The following is a 14,654-nucleotide window of genomic DNA, read 5'->3' on the forward strand; positions in this document are numbered from 1 at the left end:
CACGTAGATATCGTTAAACTGTTTCATGACCTGCCTCCTGAGTTATGGCACTGGGTTGATAAAGGTTTCGCACCCATCAACTTAACCCACGTTTGTCAGGTGGGCAGGTCATCCATCATGTCTACAAAAAGCCATCTTTTGAAGGCTTTTCAAGACAAGACTTCAAGGGAACGAATCAATAAGGGCCCCCGCTTTGCCGGGGCGTTTTTTTTAGAGTCGCCTGTAAGTTATACATTGGACAAGCCGTGGCACAATGTGAGCTGTACTCAGGCCCTTCCCATGCCACAGTCGCATCCGCCAACCGGTTCAGCCGTGTCGCGGAAGGTAAAAATCACCCAACTTATGTTTCCCAGAGGGAAACGGAGGTCAGCGAAATATGAGCGAGACTAATTCCGTCTACGCTGCCTATCAAGGCAATACGTACTTGTTCGGCGGCAACGCCCCGTATGTCGAAGAGATGTACGAAAACTACCTGACCAACCCTGGCAGCGTTCCTGACTCCTGGCGCGAATATTTCGACGCTCTTCAGCACGTTCCCGCAGTCGACGGCTCCAACGCCAAAGATGTGCCGCACCTGCCCGTCATCAATGCCTTTGCCGAGCGCGCCAAGTCCGGCGGTACCAAAGTCGTCATGGCCAGCGCCGATGTCGAAATGGGCCGCAAGCGCACCGCCGCACAGCAGCTGATCGCCGCCTACCGTAACGTGGGCCAGCGCTGGGCTGACCTCGACCCGCTCAAGCGCACCGAACGCCCCAATATTCCTGACCTCGACCCCGCTTTCTTTGGCTTTACTGACGCCGACCAAGAAACCGTGTTTGACACCAGCAACACTTTCTTCGGCAAAAACCGCATGTCCTTGCGCGAGTTGCTGAATGCGCTGCGTGAGACCTATTGCGGCACGATCGGGGCCGAGTACATGTACACCACCGATCAGGCCGAAAAGCGCTGGTGGCAGCAAAAGCTCGAAAGCATCCGCAGCAAGCCCAACTTCACTTCCGATAAGAAAAAGCAAATCCTCGACCGCCTGACGGCGGCTGAAGGCCTGGAGCGCTACCTGCACACCAAGTACGTAGGCCAAAAGCGCTTTTCGCTTGAAGGTGGCGAGAGCTTCATCGCCGCCATGGACGAGCTGATCCAATCGGCCGGCGTTCAAGGCGTGCAGGAAGTCGTGATCGGCATGGCCCACCGTGGCCGCTTGAACGTTTTGGTCAATACCATGGGCAAGTTGCCGGCCGACATGTTTGCCGAGTTCGATCACACTGCCCCAGAAGAGTTGCCTGCCGGCGACGTGAAGTACCACCAGGGTTTCAGCTCCGACGTGAGCACGGCCGGTGGCCCGGTCCACTTGACTCTGGCCTTCAACCCCTCACACCTGGAAATCGTGAACCCCGTGGTCGAGGGCTCGGTGCGCGCCCGCATGGACCGCCGGGGTGACCCGCAAGGCAAACAGGTGCTTCCCGTGCTGGTGCACGGCGATGCCGCCTTTGGTGGCCAAGGTGTCAATCAGGAAACCTTTGCTCTGGCGCAAACCCGTGGTTATTCCACGGGCGGCACGGTGCACATCATCATCAACAACCAGATCGGCTTTACGACGTCCGACCCGCGGGACATGCGCTCTAGCGTGTTTTGTACCGACATCGTGAAGATGGTTGAAGCCCCGGTGCTGCACGTCAACGGCGATGATCCCGAAGCCGTGGTCATGGCTGCGCAGTTGGCCCTCGAATACCGCATGACCTTCCGCAAGGATGTGGTGCTGGACGTGGTGTGCTTTCGCAAACTCGGCCACAACGAGCAGGACACACCCGCGTTGACCCAGCCGCTGATGTACAAAAAAATCTCCGCCCATCCCGGCACGCGCAAACTGTTTGCCGACAAACTGGCTGCGCAAGGCCTGGGCGACAACCTCGGCGATGAGATGGCCAAGGCCTATCGCGCCGCACTCGACGCGGGCAAGAACACCACCGACCCCGTTTTGACCAACTTCAAGACCAAGTTCACCGTGGACTGGTCGCCCTTCCTTGGCAAGAAGTGGACCGACGCTGGTGACACAGCCATCCCGTTGGCCGAGTGGAGGCGCGTGGCTGAAAAAATCTCGACCATCCCTGAGTCGGTGACGCCGCACCAGCTGGTCAAAAAGGTGTACGACGACCGCGCGGCCATGGGCCGTGGCGATATCCCGGTGGACTGGGGCATGGGCGAGCACATGGCTTTTGCAACCTTGGTGGCCAGTGGCTACCCGGTGCGCCTGTCGGGCGAGGACTGCGGTCGTGGCACCTTCACTCACCGCCATGCTGTGATTCACGACCAAAAGCGTGAAAAATGGGATACAGGCACTTATGTCGCACTGCAAAACGTTGCCGACAACCAAGCCCCCTTCACCGTGATCGACTCCATCCTCTCCGAAGAAGCGGTGCTGGCGTTTGAATATGGCTACGCATCCAACGATCCCAACACCCTGGTGATCTGGGAGGCGCAGTTTGGCGACTTCGCCAACGGCGCACAGGTGGTGATCGACCAGTTCATCGCTTCGGGCGAAGTCAAGTGGGGCCGTGTCAACGGCATCACCTTGATGTTGCCTCATGGCTACGAAGGTCAGGGCCCCGAGCACAGCTCGGCCCGTGTCGAGCGCTTCATGCAGCTGGCGGCCGATACCAACATGCAACTGGTGCAGCCCACCACGGCCAGCCAGATTTTCCATGTGCTGCGTCGCCAAATGGTGCGCAACCTGCGCAAGCCCTTGGTCATCTTTACCCCGAAGTCGCTGTTGCGCAACAAGGACGCGACATCGCCCGTGTCTGAGTTCACGCATGGCAGCTTCCAGACGGTGATCCCTGAGAACAAAACGCTCAAGGCCGACAAGGTCAAGCGCGTGCTGGCTTGCTCGGGCAAGGTGTACTACGACCTGGTGAAGCACCGCGAGGCCAAGGGTGCCGATGACGTGGCCATCATCCGTGTGGAGCAGCTCTACCCGTTCCCGCACAAAGCGTTTGCGGCCGAGCTGAAAAAGTACCCCAACGCCACCGACCTCGTGTGGTGCCAGGACGAACCGCAAAACCAGGGGGCCTGGTTCTTCATCCAGCACAACATCCACGAGAACATGCAGGTTGGTCAAAAGCTCGGTTACGCCGGTCGTGCCGCATCGGCTTCGCCAGCGGTGGGTTATTCGCACCTGCACCAGGACCAGCAAAAGGCGCTGATTGAGGCGGCCTTTGCCAAACTCAAGGGCTTCGTGCTGACCAAGTGATACGGCCTCTGGCGCTGAGTGTTCAGCGCCAGGCCCTTCACTTCTATCCTCAAGTACACATTACTAACGTAAAACGAATAACGGAAAAATCATGGCAATCGTAGAAGTCAAAGTTCCCCAACTGTCCGAGTCCGTGGCCGAGGCCACCATGCTGCAGTGGAAAAAGAAAGTCGGCGACACCGTGGCCGCCGACGAAATCTTGATCGAGATCGAAACCGACAAGGTCGTGCTCGAAGTGCCCGCACCCGCCGCTGGTGTGTTGTCTGAAATACTCCAGGCTGACGGTGCCACGGTGGCCGCAGAGCAGCTGATCGCCCGCATTGACACCGATGGCAAAGTGGCCTCTGCCGCGCCCGCAGCAGCGCCTGCCGCTGCAGCTCCAGCTGCCGCCGCTGCACCCGCAGTGGCCAGCACCAGCATGGCCGGTGTGCCCATGCCCGCTGCCGCCAAGCTGATGGCTGACAACAGCCTGGCCGCTGGTTCGGTGCCTGGCACTGGCAAAGACGGCCGCGTGACCAAGGGCGATGTGCTGGCCGCTGTGGCCGGTGGTGTCAAAACGACTGCCGCCGTGATCCCGACCGGTGTGCCCACCAAGGCCTTGCCGCAGGTTTCCGGCCCGGCGGTTGATTTGGGCGAGCGCCCAGAGCAACGCGTGCCCATGACGCGTCTGCGTGCCCGCGTGGCCGAGCGTCTGCTGCAATCGCAGTCCACCAACGCCATCTTGACCACCTTCAACGAAATCAACATGGCCCCAGTCATGGACATGCGCAAGCGCATGCAAGACCGATTTGAGAAGGAACATGGCTGCAAGCTGGGCTTCATGAGCTTCTTCGTCAAGGCCGCTGTGCACGCCTTGAAGAAATTCCCGGTCTTGAACGCTTCGGTCGACGGTAATGACATCGTTTACCACGGTTACTTTGACATCGGCATCGCGGTGGGTTCGCCCCGTGGTTTGGTGGTGCCAATTTTGCGCAACGCCGACCAGATGAGCTTTGCCGACATCGAAAAGAAGATCGCTGAATTCGGCCAAAAAGCCAAAGACGGCAAGCTGGGCATGGAAGAAATGACCGGCGGCACCTTCTCGATCTCCAACGGCGGCACCTTCGGCTCGATGATGTCCACCCCCATCATCAACCCGCCCCAGTCGGCCATTTTGGGTGTGCATGCGACCAAAGACCGCGCCATGGTGGAAAACGGCCAAGTCGTGGTTCGCCCGATGAACTACTTCGCTATGTCGTATGACCACCGCATCATCGACGGCCGCGAAGCTGTCTTGGGCTTGGTCGCCATGAAAGAAGCGCTGGAAGATCCAGCCCGCTTGCTGTTCGACATCTAAATCCCCTTGTTATGAATGCCCCCTGCCCAGGGGGCGTTTTCCATCCAGAAGACCTATCCCATGAGCAAACAATTCGACGTCGTTGTCATCGGCGGTGGCCCCGGTGGCTACATTGCGGCCATTCGCGCAGCACAACTTGGTTTCCAGGTCGCCTGTATCGACGAATGGAAAAACGCAGCCGGTGGCCCAGCCCCCGGCGGCACCTGCACCAACGTGGGTTGCATTCCGTCCAAAGCTTTGCTGCAGTCCAGCGAACACTTTGACCACGCCAACCACCACTTCGCAGACCACGGCATCACGGCTAAGGACGTGAAGATGGACGTGGCCAAGATGCTGGCCCGCAAAGACACTGTCGTGAAGCAAAACAACGATGGCATCTTGTACTTGCTGAAAAAGAACAAGGTCACGTTCTTCCACGGTCGCGGCAGCTTTGCAAGCAAGGCGGAAGGCAGCTACGAGATCAAGGTTGCTGGCAAGACAGAAGAATCGATCACCGGCAAAAACATCATCATCGCCACCGGCTCCAACGCCCGTGCCTTGCCTGGTACGCCGTTTGACGAAGTCAATGTGTTGTCCAACGACGGCGCTTTGCGCGTGGGCGCAGTGCCCAAGAAGCTGGCCCTGATCGGTTCCGGCGTGATCGGTCTGGAAATGGGTTCGGTCTGGCGTCGTCTGGGTGCAGAAGTCACCATCCTTGAAGGCCTGCCCACCTTCCTGGGCGCCGTGGACGAGCAAATCGCCAAGGAAGCCAAGAAGGCTTTCGACAAACAAGGCCTGAAGATCGAGTTGGGCGTGAAAGTCGGCGAGATCGTCAACGGCAAGAAGGGCGTCACGGTCAACTACACCAACGCCAAGGGCGAAGCCGTGGTGCTGGACGCCGATAAGCTGATCATCTCGATCGGCCGCGTGCCCAACACCATCGGTCTGAACACCGAAGCCGTGGGCTTGCAACTCGACGAGCGCGGTGCGATCGTGGTCGACGCCGACTGCAAAACCAACCTACCCGGTGTCTGGGCGGTGGGCGACGTGGTGCGTGGCCCGATGCTGGCGCACAAAGCCGAAGAAGAGGGTGTTGCCGTGGCCGAGCGCATCGCAGGCCAACACGGTCACGTCAACTTCAACACCATCCCTTGGGTCATCTACACCAGCCCCGAAATCGCTTGGGTGGGCCGTACTGAGCAGCAGCTCAAAGCCGATGGCGTGGCCTACAAGGCGGGTACGTTCCCTTTCTTGGCCAATGGCCGTGCCCGTGCTTTGGGCGACACGACCGGCATGGTGAAAATGCTGGCCGATGCGACCACCGACGAAATCCTGGGCGTGCACATCGTGGGTCCTCAGGCCAGCGAGTTGATCGCCGAGGCCGTGGTGGCCATGGAATTCCGTGCCAGCGCCGAAGACATCGCCCGCATTTGTCACGCACACCCTTCCTTGAGTGAGTCGACCAAAGAGGCCGCTTTGGCGGTGGACAAGCGCACGTTGAACTTCTGAGTCTTTGACGCCCCCGGAACTGCGGTTCCGGGTGAGTTGGGTTAAAGTTCTGCATCCCTAAAACCCGGGCCTGGTCCCGGGTTTTGTTTTTGAATTGAAGAGCAAGCCAGCCATGTCCGTTCGTGAAGTTTACGAAGAAGAGCTCCAAAAACGTGCTTACCAAAGCGATCCGGCACAACTGCGGGCCATCGAGGCGCTGGAGCGGTGCGCCAATGAGTGGACCGCCTACCAATCCAAGCGTTCACGTCTGCTGGGCAAGTTCTTCAGCCGCCCTGAGATCCCCAAGGGGGTTTACATGTTTGGGGGCGTGGGGCGCGGTAAAAGCTTTTTGATGGACTGCTTTTTTGCCGCACTGCCCATTCAGCGCAAGACCCGGCTGCATTTTCACGAGTTCATGCGCGAGGTTCACCGCGAGCTCACCGCCATCCAAGGCACCGTGAACCCGCTGGACGAACTGGGAAAGCGCATGGCCAAGCGTTACCAGCTGATTTGCTTTGACGAATTCCATGTCGCCGACATCACCGACGCGATGATCTTGCATCGGCTACTGGTGGCCTTGTTTGACAATGGCGTGGGCTTTGTCACCACATCCAATTTTGAACCCGACGGCTTGTACCCCGGGGGCCTGCACCGTGACCGCATCTTGCCGGCGATTGCTTTGTTGAACCAGCGCATGCAGGTGCTTAATGTGGACAACGGGACCGATTACCGCCGCCGCACCTTGGAGCGGGTCAAGCTTTACCACTCGCCACTGGGTGAGCAGGCCGATGCCGAGATGAACGATGCCTTCAACCGCCTCGCCACGGGCCCCGATGAAGACCAGGTGCTGCACATTGAGGCGCGCGATATCACCGCCAAACGCCGCGCCGGGGATGTGGTCTGGTTTGACTTCCGCGCCATTTGCGGCGGTCCGCGTTCGCAAAATGACTACCTGGAAATCGCCACGCAGTACCACACGGTTTTGCTCAGCAACGTGCCCCATATGCCCGTGAGCATGGCGTCTGAAGCGCGGCGCTTCACCTGGCTGATCGATGTGCTCTACGACCGCCGGGTCAAGCTGATCATGTCGGCCGCCGTGCCTCCTGAGGGCCTGTACACCTCGGGTCCGATGTCGCACGAGTTTCCACGCACCGTCTCGCGCTTGCATGAGATGCAGTCCAGCGAGTTTCTGGCGTTGGAACACCGCACGGTGGACACGCAGCTCACATGACACGCGCACTTTTGAGCGGGTGTTGCGGTTTGGCGCTAAGCCTGTTGTCGGGCTGGGGCGTTCAGGCGCAAACCGTCCAGACAGAAACCTTGACGGCCCCGATGACGCATCCGGCCCCCCCCGTGCTGGACGCGCAGACACCATTGGCTTCGGACCCAATCCCGGATGAAGTGCCCGAGGCCATCAAGCGCCAACGACAGGCACTGGCCGCACAACGAAGTGCCATCGTGCAAGCCGAGCAGATGCAGCAAGCGGCGTGTTGGCAAAAGTTTGCCGTCAATGCCTGCTTGAGCGATGCGCGGCTCACCCGAAGACAGGCGTTGGCGCCCTTGCGCCAGCAGGAGTTGGCCTTGAATGCGCAAGAGCGGTCGTGGCGCAACGAGCAACGCGAACGGCGTTTGCAAGTCAAACAAACCGAGACTCGGGGGGCGCCATGAGCGAAGACAGCTCCAGCAATGTTTCCAAGACACCGTCAGTTGATTTGCGTTCACCCCAACGCCAGCTGATTGAGTGGCAAATCGAGCACGCCGACCTGGATGCGTTGATTGACCAAGCTGTGTCTGTGCCCGTTCATCTCGACGAACTGCGCTTGCGTCGCATGAAAAAACGCCGTTTGGCCCTGCGTGACCAGATTGTTCAGCTGCAATCTCAGTTGTCCCCCAAGGAACCCGCTTGAATTTGCTCGATCAGCGGGTGGCCGAAACCCTGTCCAGCCACGGGGTGTTGGCGCAAACCGTGCCGGGTTTTCAGCCTCGGCAGGGCCAGACCGATATGGCCATGGCGGTCAGCCGCACGGTGCAAGACGGCGGCCAGCTGGTGGTGGAGGCAGGCACGGGCACGGGCAAGACCTACGCCTATCTGGTGCCGGTATTGCTGAGTGGCCAGCGGGCGCTGGTGTCCACGGCCACCAAGGCGTTGCAAGACCAATTGTTTTCTCGCGACATTCCGCGTTTGGTGGAGGTGCTGGGTTTGCCCATTCGGGTGGCTTTGCTCAAAGGCCGAGGCAACTACCTGTGCCTGCACCGCATGGAGCAAGCCCGGCACAGCCCAGAATCGGCCCAACCCGGGGCACAAAAGGCCTTGGCCAAGATCGAGACCTGGGCACAATCCACCCGCAGCGGCGACATGGCCGAGCTGACAGGTTTGGACGAGCGCTCGTCCTTGTGGCCGTTGGTGACCTCCACCCGCGACAACTGCCTGGGCTCAACCTGCCCACGCTTTCGCGCTTGCCACGTCAACCTGGCGCGCAAAGAGGCCATGGCCGCGGACGTGGTGGTCATCAACCACCATCTTTTCTTTGCGGACATGGCAGTGCGCGAGTCGGGTGTGGCCGAGTTGCTGCCCACCGTGCGCGTGACCGTGTTTGATGAGGCCCACCAGCTCAACGAGATTGGGGTGAATTTTTTGGGCAAGCAACTGTCCACGGTGCAGTTGCACGAGCTGGTGCGCGACGTGCTGGCCACCGGTTTGCAGTTGGCGCGTGGCCTGGTCGATTGGCAAAGTTTGACGGCCCAATTGGAAAAAGCCACCCGCGATTGGCGCTTGGCTGCAGGCATACACAGGGGCTCTGTTCGACTGCGTTGGACGGGCCATCACCCCGAGGGGGTGGCTACAGATGAGTGGTCAGATGCGCTGCAAGCGGTGTCGATCGCCTTGCAGGATTTGCAAAACGGTTTGGACATGGTGAGCGAGCTGGCCCCCGATTTTCAGCGACTGGGCGAGCGCACCCGTGAGCTGATGCAGCGCGCCACCTTGTTCACCGAAACGCCTAACCCTGAGGGCGTGCGCTGGGCTGAGGTGAGTGCGCAACTGCGCCTGATCGAGTCGCCATTGGACATCGCGCAGGCCTTTTCTGCCCTGACCCGCCCTGTGTCAGTGACACCGCAACCCGAGGCCGATTTCGAGGCCGAATCGCCCGCTGACGCCGACTCATTAGAGGCCTTGATTGCTGGGGATCCGCGACTCGCTGTAAGCAACCCTGCTTCGGCAGGGCATGCGCCCAGTGTGGGTCAGCGGGCCTGGATTTTCACTTCGGCCACTTTGGGTGACGAGCCGAGTTTGCGCTGGTTCACCGATCCTTGCGGCCTCAGCTCAGCCGAAGTCATGCAGGTCAATAGCCCTTTTGACTATGCACAACAAGCGGCCCTGTACGTGCCGCCGCACTTGCCTCGTCCGGGTGACCCGGGCCACGCCAACCAGGTGGCCACTTTGGTGCTGGAGGCGCTGGCGATTTTGGGCGGCCGAACCCTGGTGTTGACCACCACCTTGAGCGCGATGCGCAGCATTGGCGAGCAACTGCAAGCGCAGAGCGACGGCGGCATCGAGGTGTTGGTGCAGGGCCAAAGCCCCAAACGACGATTGATGGAGCGTTTTCGCGAAGGGGGAGGGCACGGTGACGCGCAAGGCCGCACGGGTTGCGTGCTGGTGGCCTCGGCCTCATTTTGGGAAGGCTTCGATGTGCCCGGTGATGCGCTGCAACTGGTGGTCATCGACAAGCTCCCTTTCCCGCCCCCCGGTGACCCGCTGTTTGAGGCGCGCAGCCAGCGCATCACGCAGCAGGGCAAGAGCGCTTTTGCTGACCACGCTCTGCCCGAAGCGGCGGTCTCACTCAAACAAGGGGCAGGGCGCTTGATCCGCAGCGAAACCGATCGCGGCATTTTGGTGGTGTGCGACAACCGCCTGAGCACCATGTCCTACGGCCGGCGGTTGGTGCGGGGTTTACCCGCCATGCGCCGCCTGGAGGACCACGCGGCTTTTCTGGAAGCGCTGCGTCAGCTCACCACAGACGCCAGCCACTCGAGCGCTTGACCTCTGCGCCATCGGTGAGCAAAAAGGCCGACTTCGGGAAGCTGCTTTGCAGCACACGCTTGGCATCGTTGCTCAGCGTCGTCATGCCCATGGCCTTGTAAGAGCTGATCAAAATGGCCAGGGCTTCTTCGAGGGCAGGCACGCCCTGGTAGTCGGCAATGGCCTGCTGCGCGCGGTTGATGGCTGCCACATGCGCGCCCCGACTGGCATAGAAACGGGCCACATGCACCTCGTAAGCGGCCAGCGAGTTGACGATGTAAGTCATGCGCTGGCGTGCATCAGCGGTGTATTTGGAGTCCGGAAAGCGTGTGCTCAGATCGCGAAAGGCCTCGTAGGAGTCTTTCGCGGCCTTTTGGTCACGCTCGGAGAGGTCTTGACGCGTGATGAAAGCGAACAAACCCAGGTTGTCATTGAAGTTGACCAAGCCTTTGAGGTAAATCGCGTAGTCAAGGGCCGGGCTGGTGGGGTGCAGTCGGATGAAACGGTCCAGCGTGGCGATGGCCTGGATCTTGTCGCCAGTTTTGTACTGGGCGAAAGCCTTGTCGATCTGGGCTTGTTGGGCAAGGGCAGTGCCTGCAGCGCGGCCTTCGAGTTTTTCGTAATAGCCAATGGCCTTGTCCCAGGCGCCAGCACTCGCCTCGTCTCGGGCTTCGCTGTAGATCTTTTCAGGGGTCCAGCCTGCCGTCAGGTCCTTGGGGGTGTTGGCGCAGCCACTCAGAAGGAGTCCCATGGTCAAAACCAGGCCAGCTGGAACCATTGATAATCTGAAGCTTTGCATCTGTGACACCTTGATTGTTGAACCCTTTGATTATATCGACCGACCCCGAAATGCATGACTCCGGCGAGCTCGCCGAAGATGCTGAGCACGCGCTCGAAGCGTCGCAAGAAGAAGCGCAAGAAGAGGTGCGCACTGCAGCTGTTCCTGTGGCGCTGCATGGCCAGCGGTTGGACAGGGTATTGGCACAGTTGGTGCCCGAGTTCTCGCGCAGCTATTTGCAGCAATTGATCGAGCAAGGCGAGTTGCTGATCGATGGCCGTGTGACCACCAAGGTGTCGGCCAAGGTGCGGCTGGGGCACCTGCTGCAAATCACCTTGCGGGCCACGCCGCAGTCGCAAGCCTTTGTGCCCGAGGCCATGCCCATTGACGTGGTGTACGAAGATGCGCACCTGCGCGTGATCCACAAACCTGCTGGTCTGGTGGTGCACCCGGCTCCAGGTAACTGGCGCGGCACGCTGCTCAATGGCTTGCTAGCCCTGGACACGCAAGCCAGCGAAGTGCCCCGTGCGGGCATCGTGCACCGACTCGACAAGGACACCAGCGGCCTGATGGTCGTGGCCCGCACGCGCCAGGCCATGGACGCGCTGGTGGCTCAAATTGCAGCGCGGAAAGTGCACCGCCAGTACTTGGCCTTGGGCCATAAAAACTGGACCGGCCCCTCACCGCGCACGCTTGAAGCCGCCATTGGCCGTGACCCGGCTAACCGCCTGCGCATGGCCGTGGTGGACCTGGCCCACCAATCGGGTAAAACTGCGGCCACCACCTTCAACCTGCTGGACCAAGGCGAGCGCTGCTGCCTGGTGCAATGCACCTTGCACACCGGGCGCACGCACCAGATCCGGGTGCATATGGCGCACCTGGGGCACCCCTTGTTGGGCGACGCGGTCTACGGCGGCGTCCCCATGGGCGGTATGGCGCGCCAGGCTTTGCATGCTTGGCGGCTGGCCTTTGAGCACCCGATCACCGGCCAGAGCATCGACCTGACATCGGCTATGCCTGAGGACATGGCCCAGGCCATGCAAAATTCGGGCCTCAGTTACAATAAAAACCCCTTGATGAGTCGCTTTGGCCGTTGGCCCTGACCTCCTTGTAGGGTCTTTGGCAGTTCTGAACTGCCCTGTCCACACGCCGTGAGGCGTTTTGCTACTTCGCCGTGAGGCGTTTTTTTTTCCGAAAGACCGACACCATGAATACGGCGCAAGCCAAGCGTGTCCTGGAAACGGCCCTGCTCACAGCGGGCCAGCCTTTGTCGCTGCGCGATTTGCGCGTGCTGTTTGACGATGCGCTCGGGGCCGACACACTGCGGCTGATGCTGCAAGACCTGGAACTTGAATGGGTGGGCAAAGGCCTCGAGTTGACCCGCGTGGCCAGCGGTTGGCGTTTTCAGAGCCGCCCGGAGTTGCGTGTTTACTTGGACCGCCTGCACCCTGAAAAACCCCCCAAATACACCCGAGCTGTGTTGGAGACCCTGGCCATCATCGCCTATCGCCAACCGGTCACTCGTGGTGACATGGAAGACATCCGGGGCGTGACCATCGGCTCGCAAATCATCAAGCAGTTGGAGGACCGTGGCTGGGTCGAGGTGATTGGCCATCGCGAAACGGTGGGCCGCCCCAGCTTGTTTGCCACCACCCGCCAGTTTCTGGACGATCTGGGTCTGGCCTCCTTGGACCAATTGCCCTTGCTCTCCCAAGTCGATTCGCCCATGTCGGCCCTTGCCGGCATGCTGGACGAGTCCCCGGCGCAGGCCAGCCTTTCGCTCGAAGAGGCTCTGGCCGAGTCTGCCGAATCAACCTTGGCGGGTGAACCCAGCTCAGCCGCGCCCTCTACCGAAGCTCCCAACGACCCCCAAACTGAGCTTTCCAGCGATCCTTCCAGCCCTGCATTGATCGGCCCATTCAGCGATCACCACTCGGACGCCAATTTGCCCGACGTGGACCCCGCCAACCCCGGCCACGGCCAAGAAAACACCCCCACATGAACGATTCTTCCTCCAACGCGCAGGGCCAGCGCTCTGGCGTTTACGCTTCTCGCAAAACGGGTGCAGCCACAACGGCTCTGACGCCTTACAAAGCGATTGACCTGGCCGATGTGGTCTCTGGTCAGTTCGATGACGAGGACGCAGCCGAAGCGGTGGCGCAAGACCTGGGCAAGCGCGTGCTCGCGCCCCAAACCGACTCGCCCAAACTTCACAAGGTGCTGGCCCAAGCCGGCATGGGGTCGCGCCTCGAGATGGAAAAACTCATCACCGAAGGCCGCATTGCCGTGAACAACGAACTCGCCCATGTGGGCCAGCGTGTGCAATATGGCGACCAAATCAAGGTCGACGGCAAGCCGATCCGCATCCGCATCGACCCGCCGCCCGCACGTGTGATCGCCTACCACAAGCCTGCAGGTGAGATCGTCAGCCACGACGATCCGCAAAATCGCCCATCGGTGTTTCGCAAACTGCCGCGCCTGCAAAACGGCAAATGGCAATCCGTGGGCCGTCTGGACCTGAACACTGAAGGCTTGCTGCTGTTCACCAGCTCGGGTGAGCTGGCTAACCAACTCATGCACCCGAGGTTTGGCCTGGAGCGTGAATACGCCGTGCGTGTACTGGGTGCCCTGAGCAAAGACGAAAAGCAAAAGCTGTTGGACGGCGTGATGCTCGATGACGGTCCGGCCCAGTTCGGCTCGATAGAAGACGGTGGCGGCGAGGGCTCTAATTGCTGGTACCGGGTGACCATCTCTGAAGGCCGCAACCGCGAAGTGCGCCGCATGATGGAATCGGTCGGTCATGCGGTCAGCCGCTTGATCCGCATCCGTTATGGCGCGATGGTGCTGCCGCACGGTTTGCGCCGTGGCGCATGGCTTGAACTCGACGAGGCCGATATTCGGGCCTTGATGCGGGCGGCGGGCACGAGCGAGCGTCCCCGCCCCGTCACAGAGCAGCCGACCCGCACCAATCGCAATGACCGGCGCCCCCGCACCGGTGGACAAGGCCGCGCGGGCACGGCCGTGCCCCGCGCCAAACCGGCCGCCAAGCCCAACCAGGCCCCGGGGGGGTCCGGCTTACACGCCCAATCTGATGCCCCCAAAAGCGAGGCCAAGTACATTGGCGCCGAAAGCTTCAATCGCTTGAAAAAAGCGCCGGCCACCCCGGGCCGAGGTGGCCGAGGCGGTGGTGGACGCAGCCGCTGAACAAGGGCTTTGACCGTCGTGGCAGTCCAGAATGGTCAAATCCCGTTTTCCCTGCCGGTGCATCGGCTGGCGGGGCCATTTTGTCACCCACTCAGGTTAGAATCGTGAGCTTTGCCGCAGTGCAAAAATAGTTAGAAATCACCTCTTAACAGGAAAAAACCATGGCCATCGAACGCACCCTCTCCATTATCAAGCCCGACGCTGTCGCCAAGAACGTCATCGGCCAAATCTATGCCCGATTCGAAGCCGCTGGCCTCAAAGTGGTCGCTGCCAGAATGGCCCACCTCTCGCGCGGCGAGGCCGAGCAGTTTTACGGCGTGCACAAAGAGCGTCCTTTCTTCAAGGACCTGGTGGATTTCATGATCTCCGGCCCTGTCATGATCCAAGCCCTGGAAGGCGAGAACGCCATTGCCAAAAACCGTGACCTGATGGGCGCTACTGATCCCAAGAAAGCCGCTGCAGGCACCATCCGCGCTGACTTCGCTGACAGTATCGACGCCAACGCCGTGCATGGCTCAGACGCGCCTGAAACTGCAGCCGCTGAAGTTGCATTCTTTTTTGCCGGCTTGAACGTGTACGCACGCTGATCGCGTCGCGGACCGCACGC

The 14,654-nt window shown here is 60.6% G+C and carries 13 protein-coding genes; 12 read left to right on the forward strand and 1 reads right to left on the reverse strand.

All coding sequences use genetic code 11. The features are described 5' to 3' along the window. The 8 genes from B9Z49_RS22285 to B9Z49_RS17545 all read left to right on the forward strand — a co-directional run. A partial coding sequence (locus B9Z49_RS22285; RefSeq protein WP_233254691.1) for a hypothetical protein occupies positions 1–390 on the forward strand: 390 nt, incomplete at its 5' end. Continuing rightward, complete coding sequence (locus B9Z49_RS17515; RefSeq protein ID WP_108354732.1) at positions 377–3,244, forward strand: 2-oxoglutarate dehydrogenase E1 component; 2,868 nt, start codon at positions 377–379, stop codon at positions 3,242–3,244. The genes B9Z49_RS22285 and B9Z49_RS17515, both read left to right, overlap by 14 nt. Positions 3,245–3,335: 91 nt before the next feature. Then, entirely contained in the window at positions 3,336–4,580 is a 1,245-nt protein-coding gene (gene odhB / locus B9Z49_RS17520) for a 2-oxoglutarate dehydrogenase complex dihydrolipoyllysine-residue succinyltransferase (RefSeq protein WP_108354733.1), read from the forward strand. Between the two features lie 60 nt (positions 4,581–4,640). Continuing rightward, on the forward strand, positions 4,641–6,068 hold the full coding sequence (gene lpdA, locus B9Z49_RS17525; protein WP_108354734.1) for a dihydrolipoyl dehydrogenase: 1,428 nt from the start codon (positions 4,641–4,643) through the stop codon (positions 6,066–6,068). Positions 6,069–6,180: 112 nt separating this feature from the next. Next, positions 6,181–7,278 carry a cell division protein ZapE gene (zapE, locus tag B9Z49_RS17530; protein WP_108354735.1) on the forward strand — a complete coding sequence of 366 codons (1,098 nt, stop codon included), beginning with the start codon at positions 6,181–6,183 and terminating at the stop codon, positions 7,276–7,278. Next, positions 7,275–7,715, forward strand: a complete 441-nt coding sequence (locus tag B9Z49_RS17535) for a hypothetical protein (protein WP_146188556.1) — start codon at positions 7,275–7,277, stop codon at positions 7,713–7,715. Before zapE ends, B9Z49_RS17535 begins: the two co-directional genes overlap by 4 nt. Further along, positions 7,712–7,954, forward strand: a complete 243-nt coding sequence (locus B9Z49_RS17540; RefSeq protein ID WP_108354737.1) for a DUF465 domain-containing protein — start codon at positions 7,712–7,714, stop codon at positions 7,952–7,954. The genes B9Z49_RS17535 and B9Z49_RS17540 overlap by 4 nt, the downstream gene beginning before the upstream one ends. Then, a complete protein-coding gene (locus B9Z49_RS17545; protein WP_108354738.1) occupies positions 7,951–10,086 on the forward strand; it encodes an ATP-dependent DNA helicase in 2,136 nt (711 codons plus the stop codon). The genes B9Z49_RS17540 and B9Z49_RS17545 overlap by 4 nt, the downstream gene beginning before the upstream one ends. Here B9Z49_RS17545 and B9Z49_RS17550 read toward each other — a convergent pair. Next, complete coding sequence (locus B9Z49_RS17550; RefSeq protein WP_369913776.1) at positions 10,055–10,816, reverse strand: outer membrane protein assembly factor BamD; 762 nt, start codon at positions 10,814–10,816, stop codon at positions 10,055–10,057. The two genes, B9Z49_RS17545 and B9Z49_RS17550, sit on opposite strands and share 32 nt — an antisense overlap. Positions 10,817–10,914: 98 nt before the next feature. Between B9Z49_RS17550 and B9Z49_RS17555 the strand changes: the two genes are divergently transcribed. The 4 genes from B9Z49_RS17555 to ndk all read left to right on the forward strand — a co-directional run bounded on the left by B9Z49_RS17555 (position 10,915) and on the right by ndk (position 14,634). Then, a complete protein-coding gene (locus tag B9Z49_RS17555) occupies positions 10,915–11,946 on the forward strand; it encodes an RluA family pseudouridine synthase (RefSeq protein WP_108354740.1) in 1,032 nt (343 codons plus the stop codon). Positions 11,947–12,050: 104 nt separating this feature from the next. Next, the gene (gene scpB, locus B9Z49_RS17560; protein ID WP_108354741.1) at positions 12,051–12,845 is read left to right on the forward strand and encodes an SMC-Scp complex subunit ScpB; all 795 of its coding nucleotides are present in this window, start codon (positions 12,051–12,053) and stop codon (positions 12,843–12,845) included. Next, on the forward strand, positions 12,842–14,047 hold the full coding sequence (locus B9Z49_RS17565) for a pseudouridine synthase (protein WP_108354742.1): 1,206 nt from the start codon (positions 12,842–12,844) through the stop codon (positions 14,045–14,047). The genes scpB and B9Z49_RS17565 overlap by 4 nt, the downstream gene beginning before the upstream one ends. Positions 14,048–14,208: 161 nt before the next feature. After that, positions 14,209–14,634: a nucleoside-diphosphate kinase gene (gene ndk / locus B9Z49_RS17570; protein ID WP_108354743.1), complete on the forward strand. Its 426-nt coding sequence runs from the start codon at positions 14,209–14,211 to the stop codon at positions 14,632–14,634. Positions 14,635–14,654 lie beyond the last annotated feature (20 nt).

The sequence above is a fragment of the Limnohabitans sp. 2KL-51 genome (genome assembly GCF_003063645.1).
Classification (GTDB): Bacteria; Pseudomonadota; Gammaproteobacteria; order Burkholderiales; family Burkholderiaceae_C; genus Limnohabitans_A.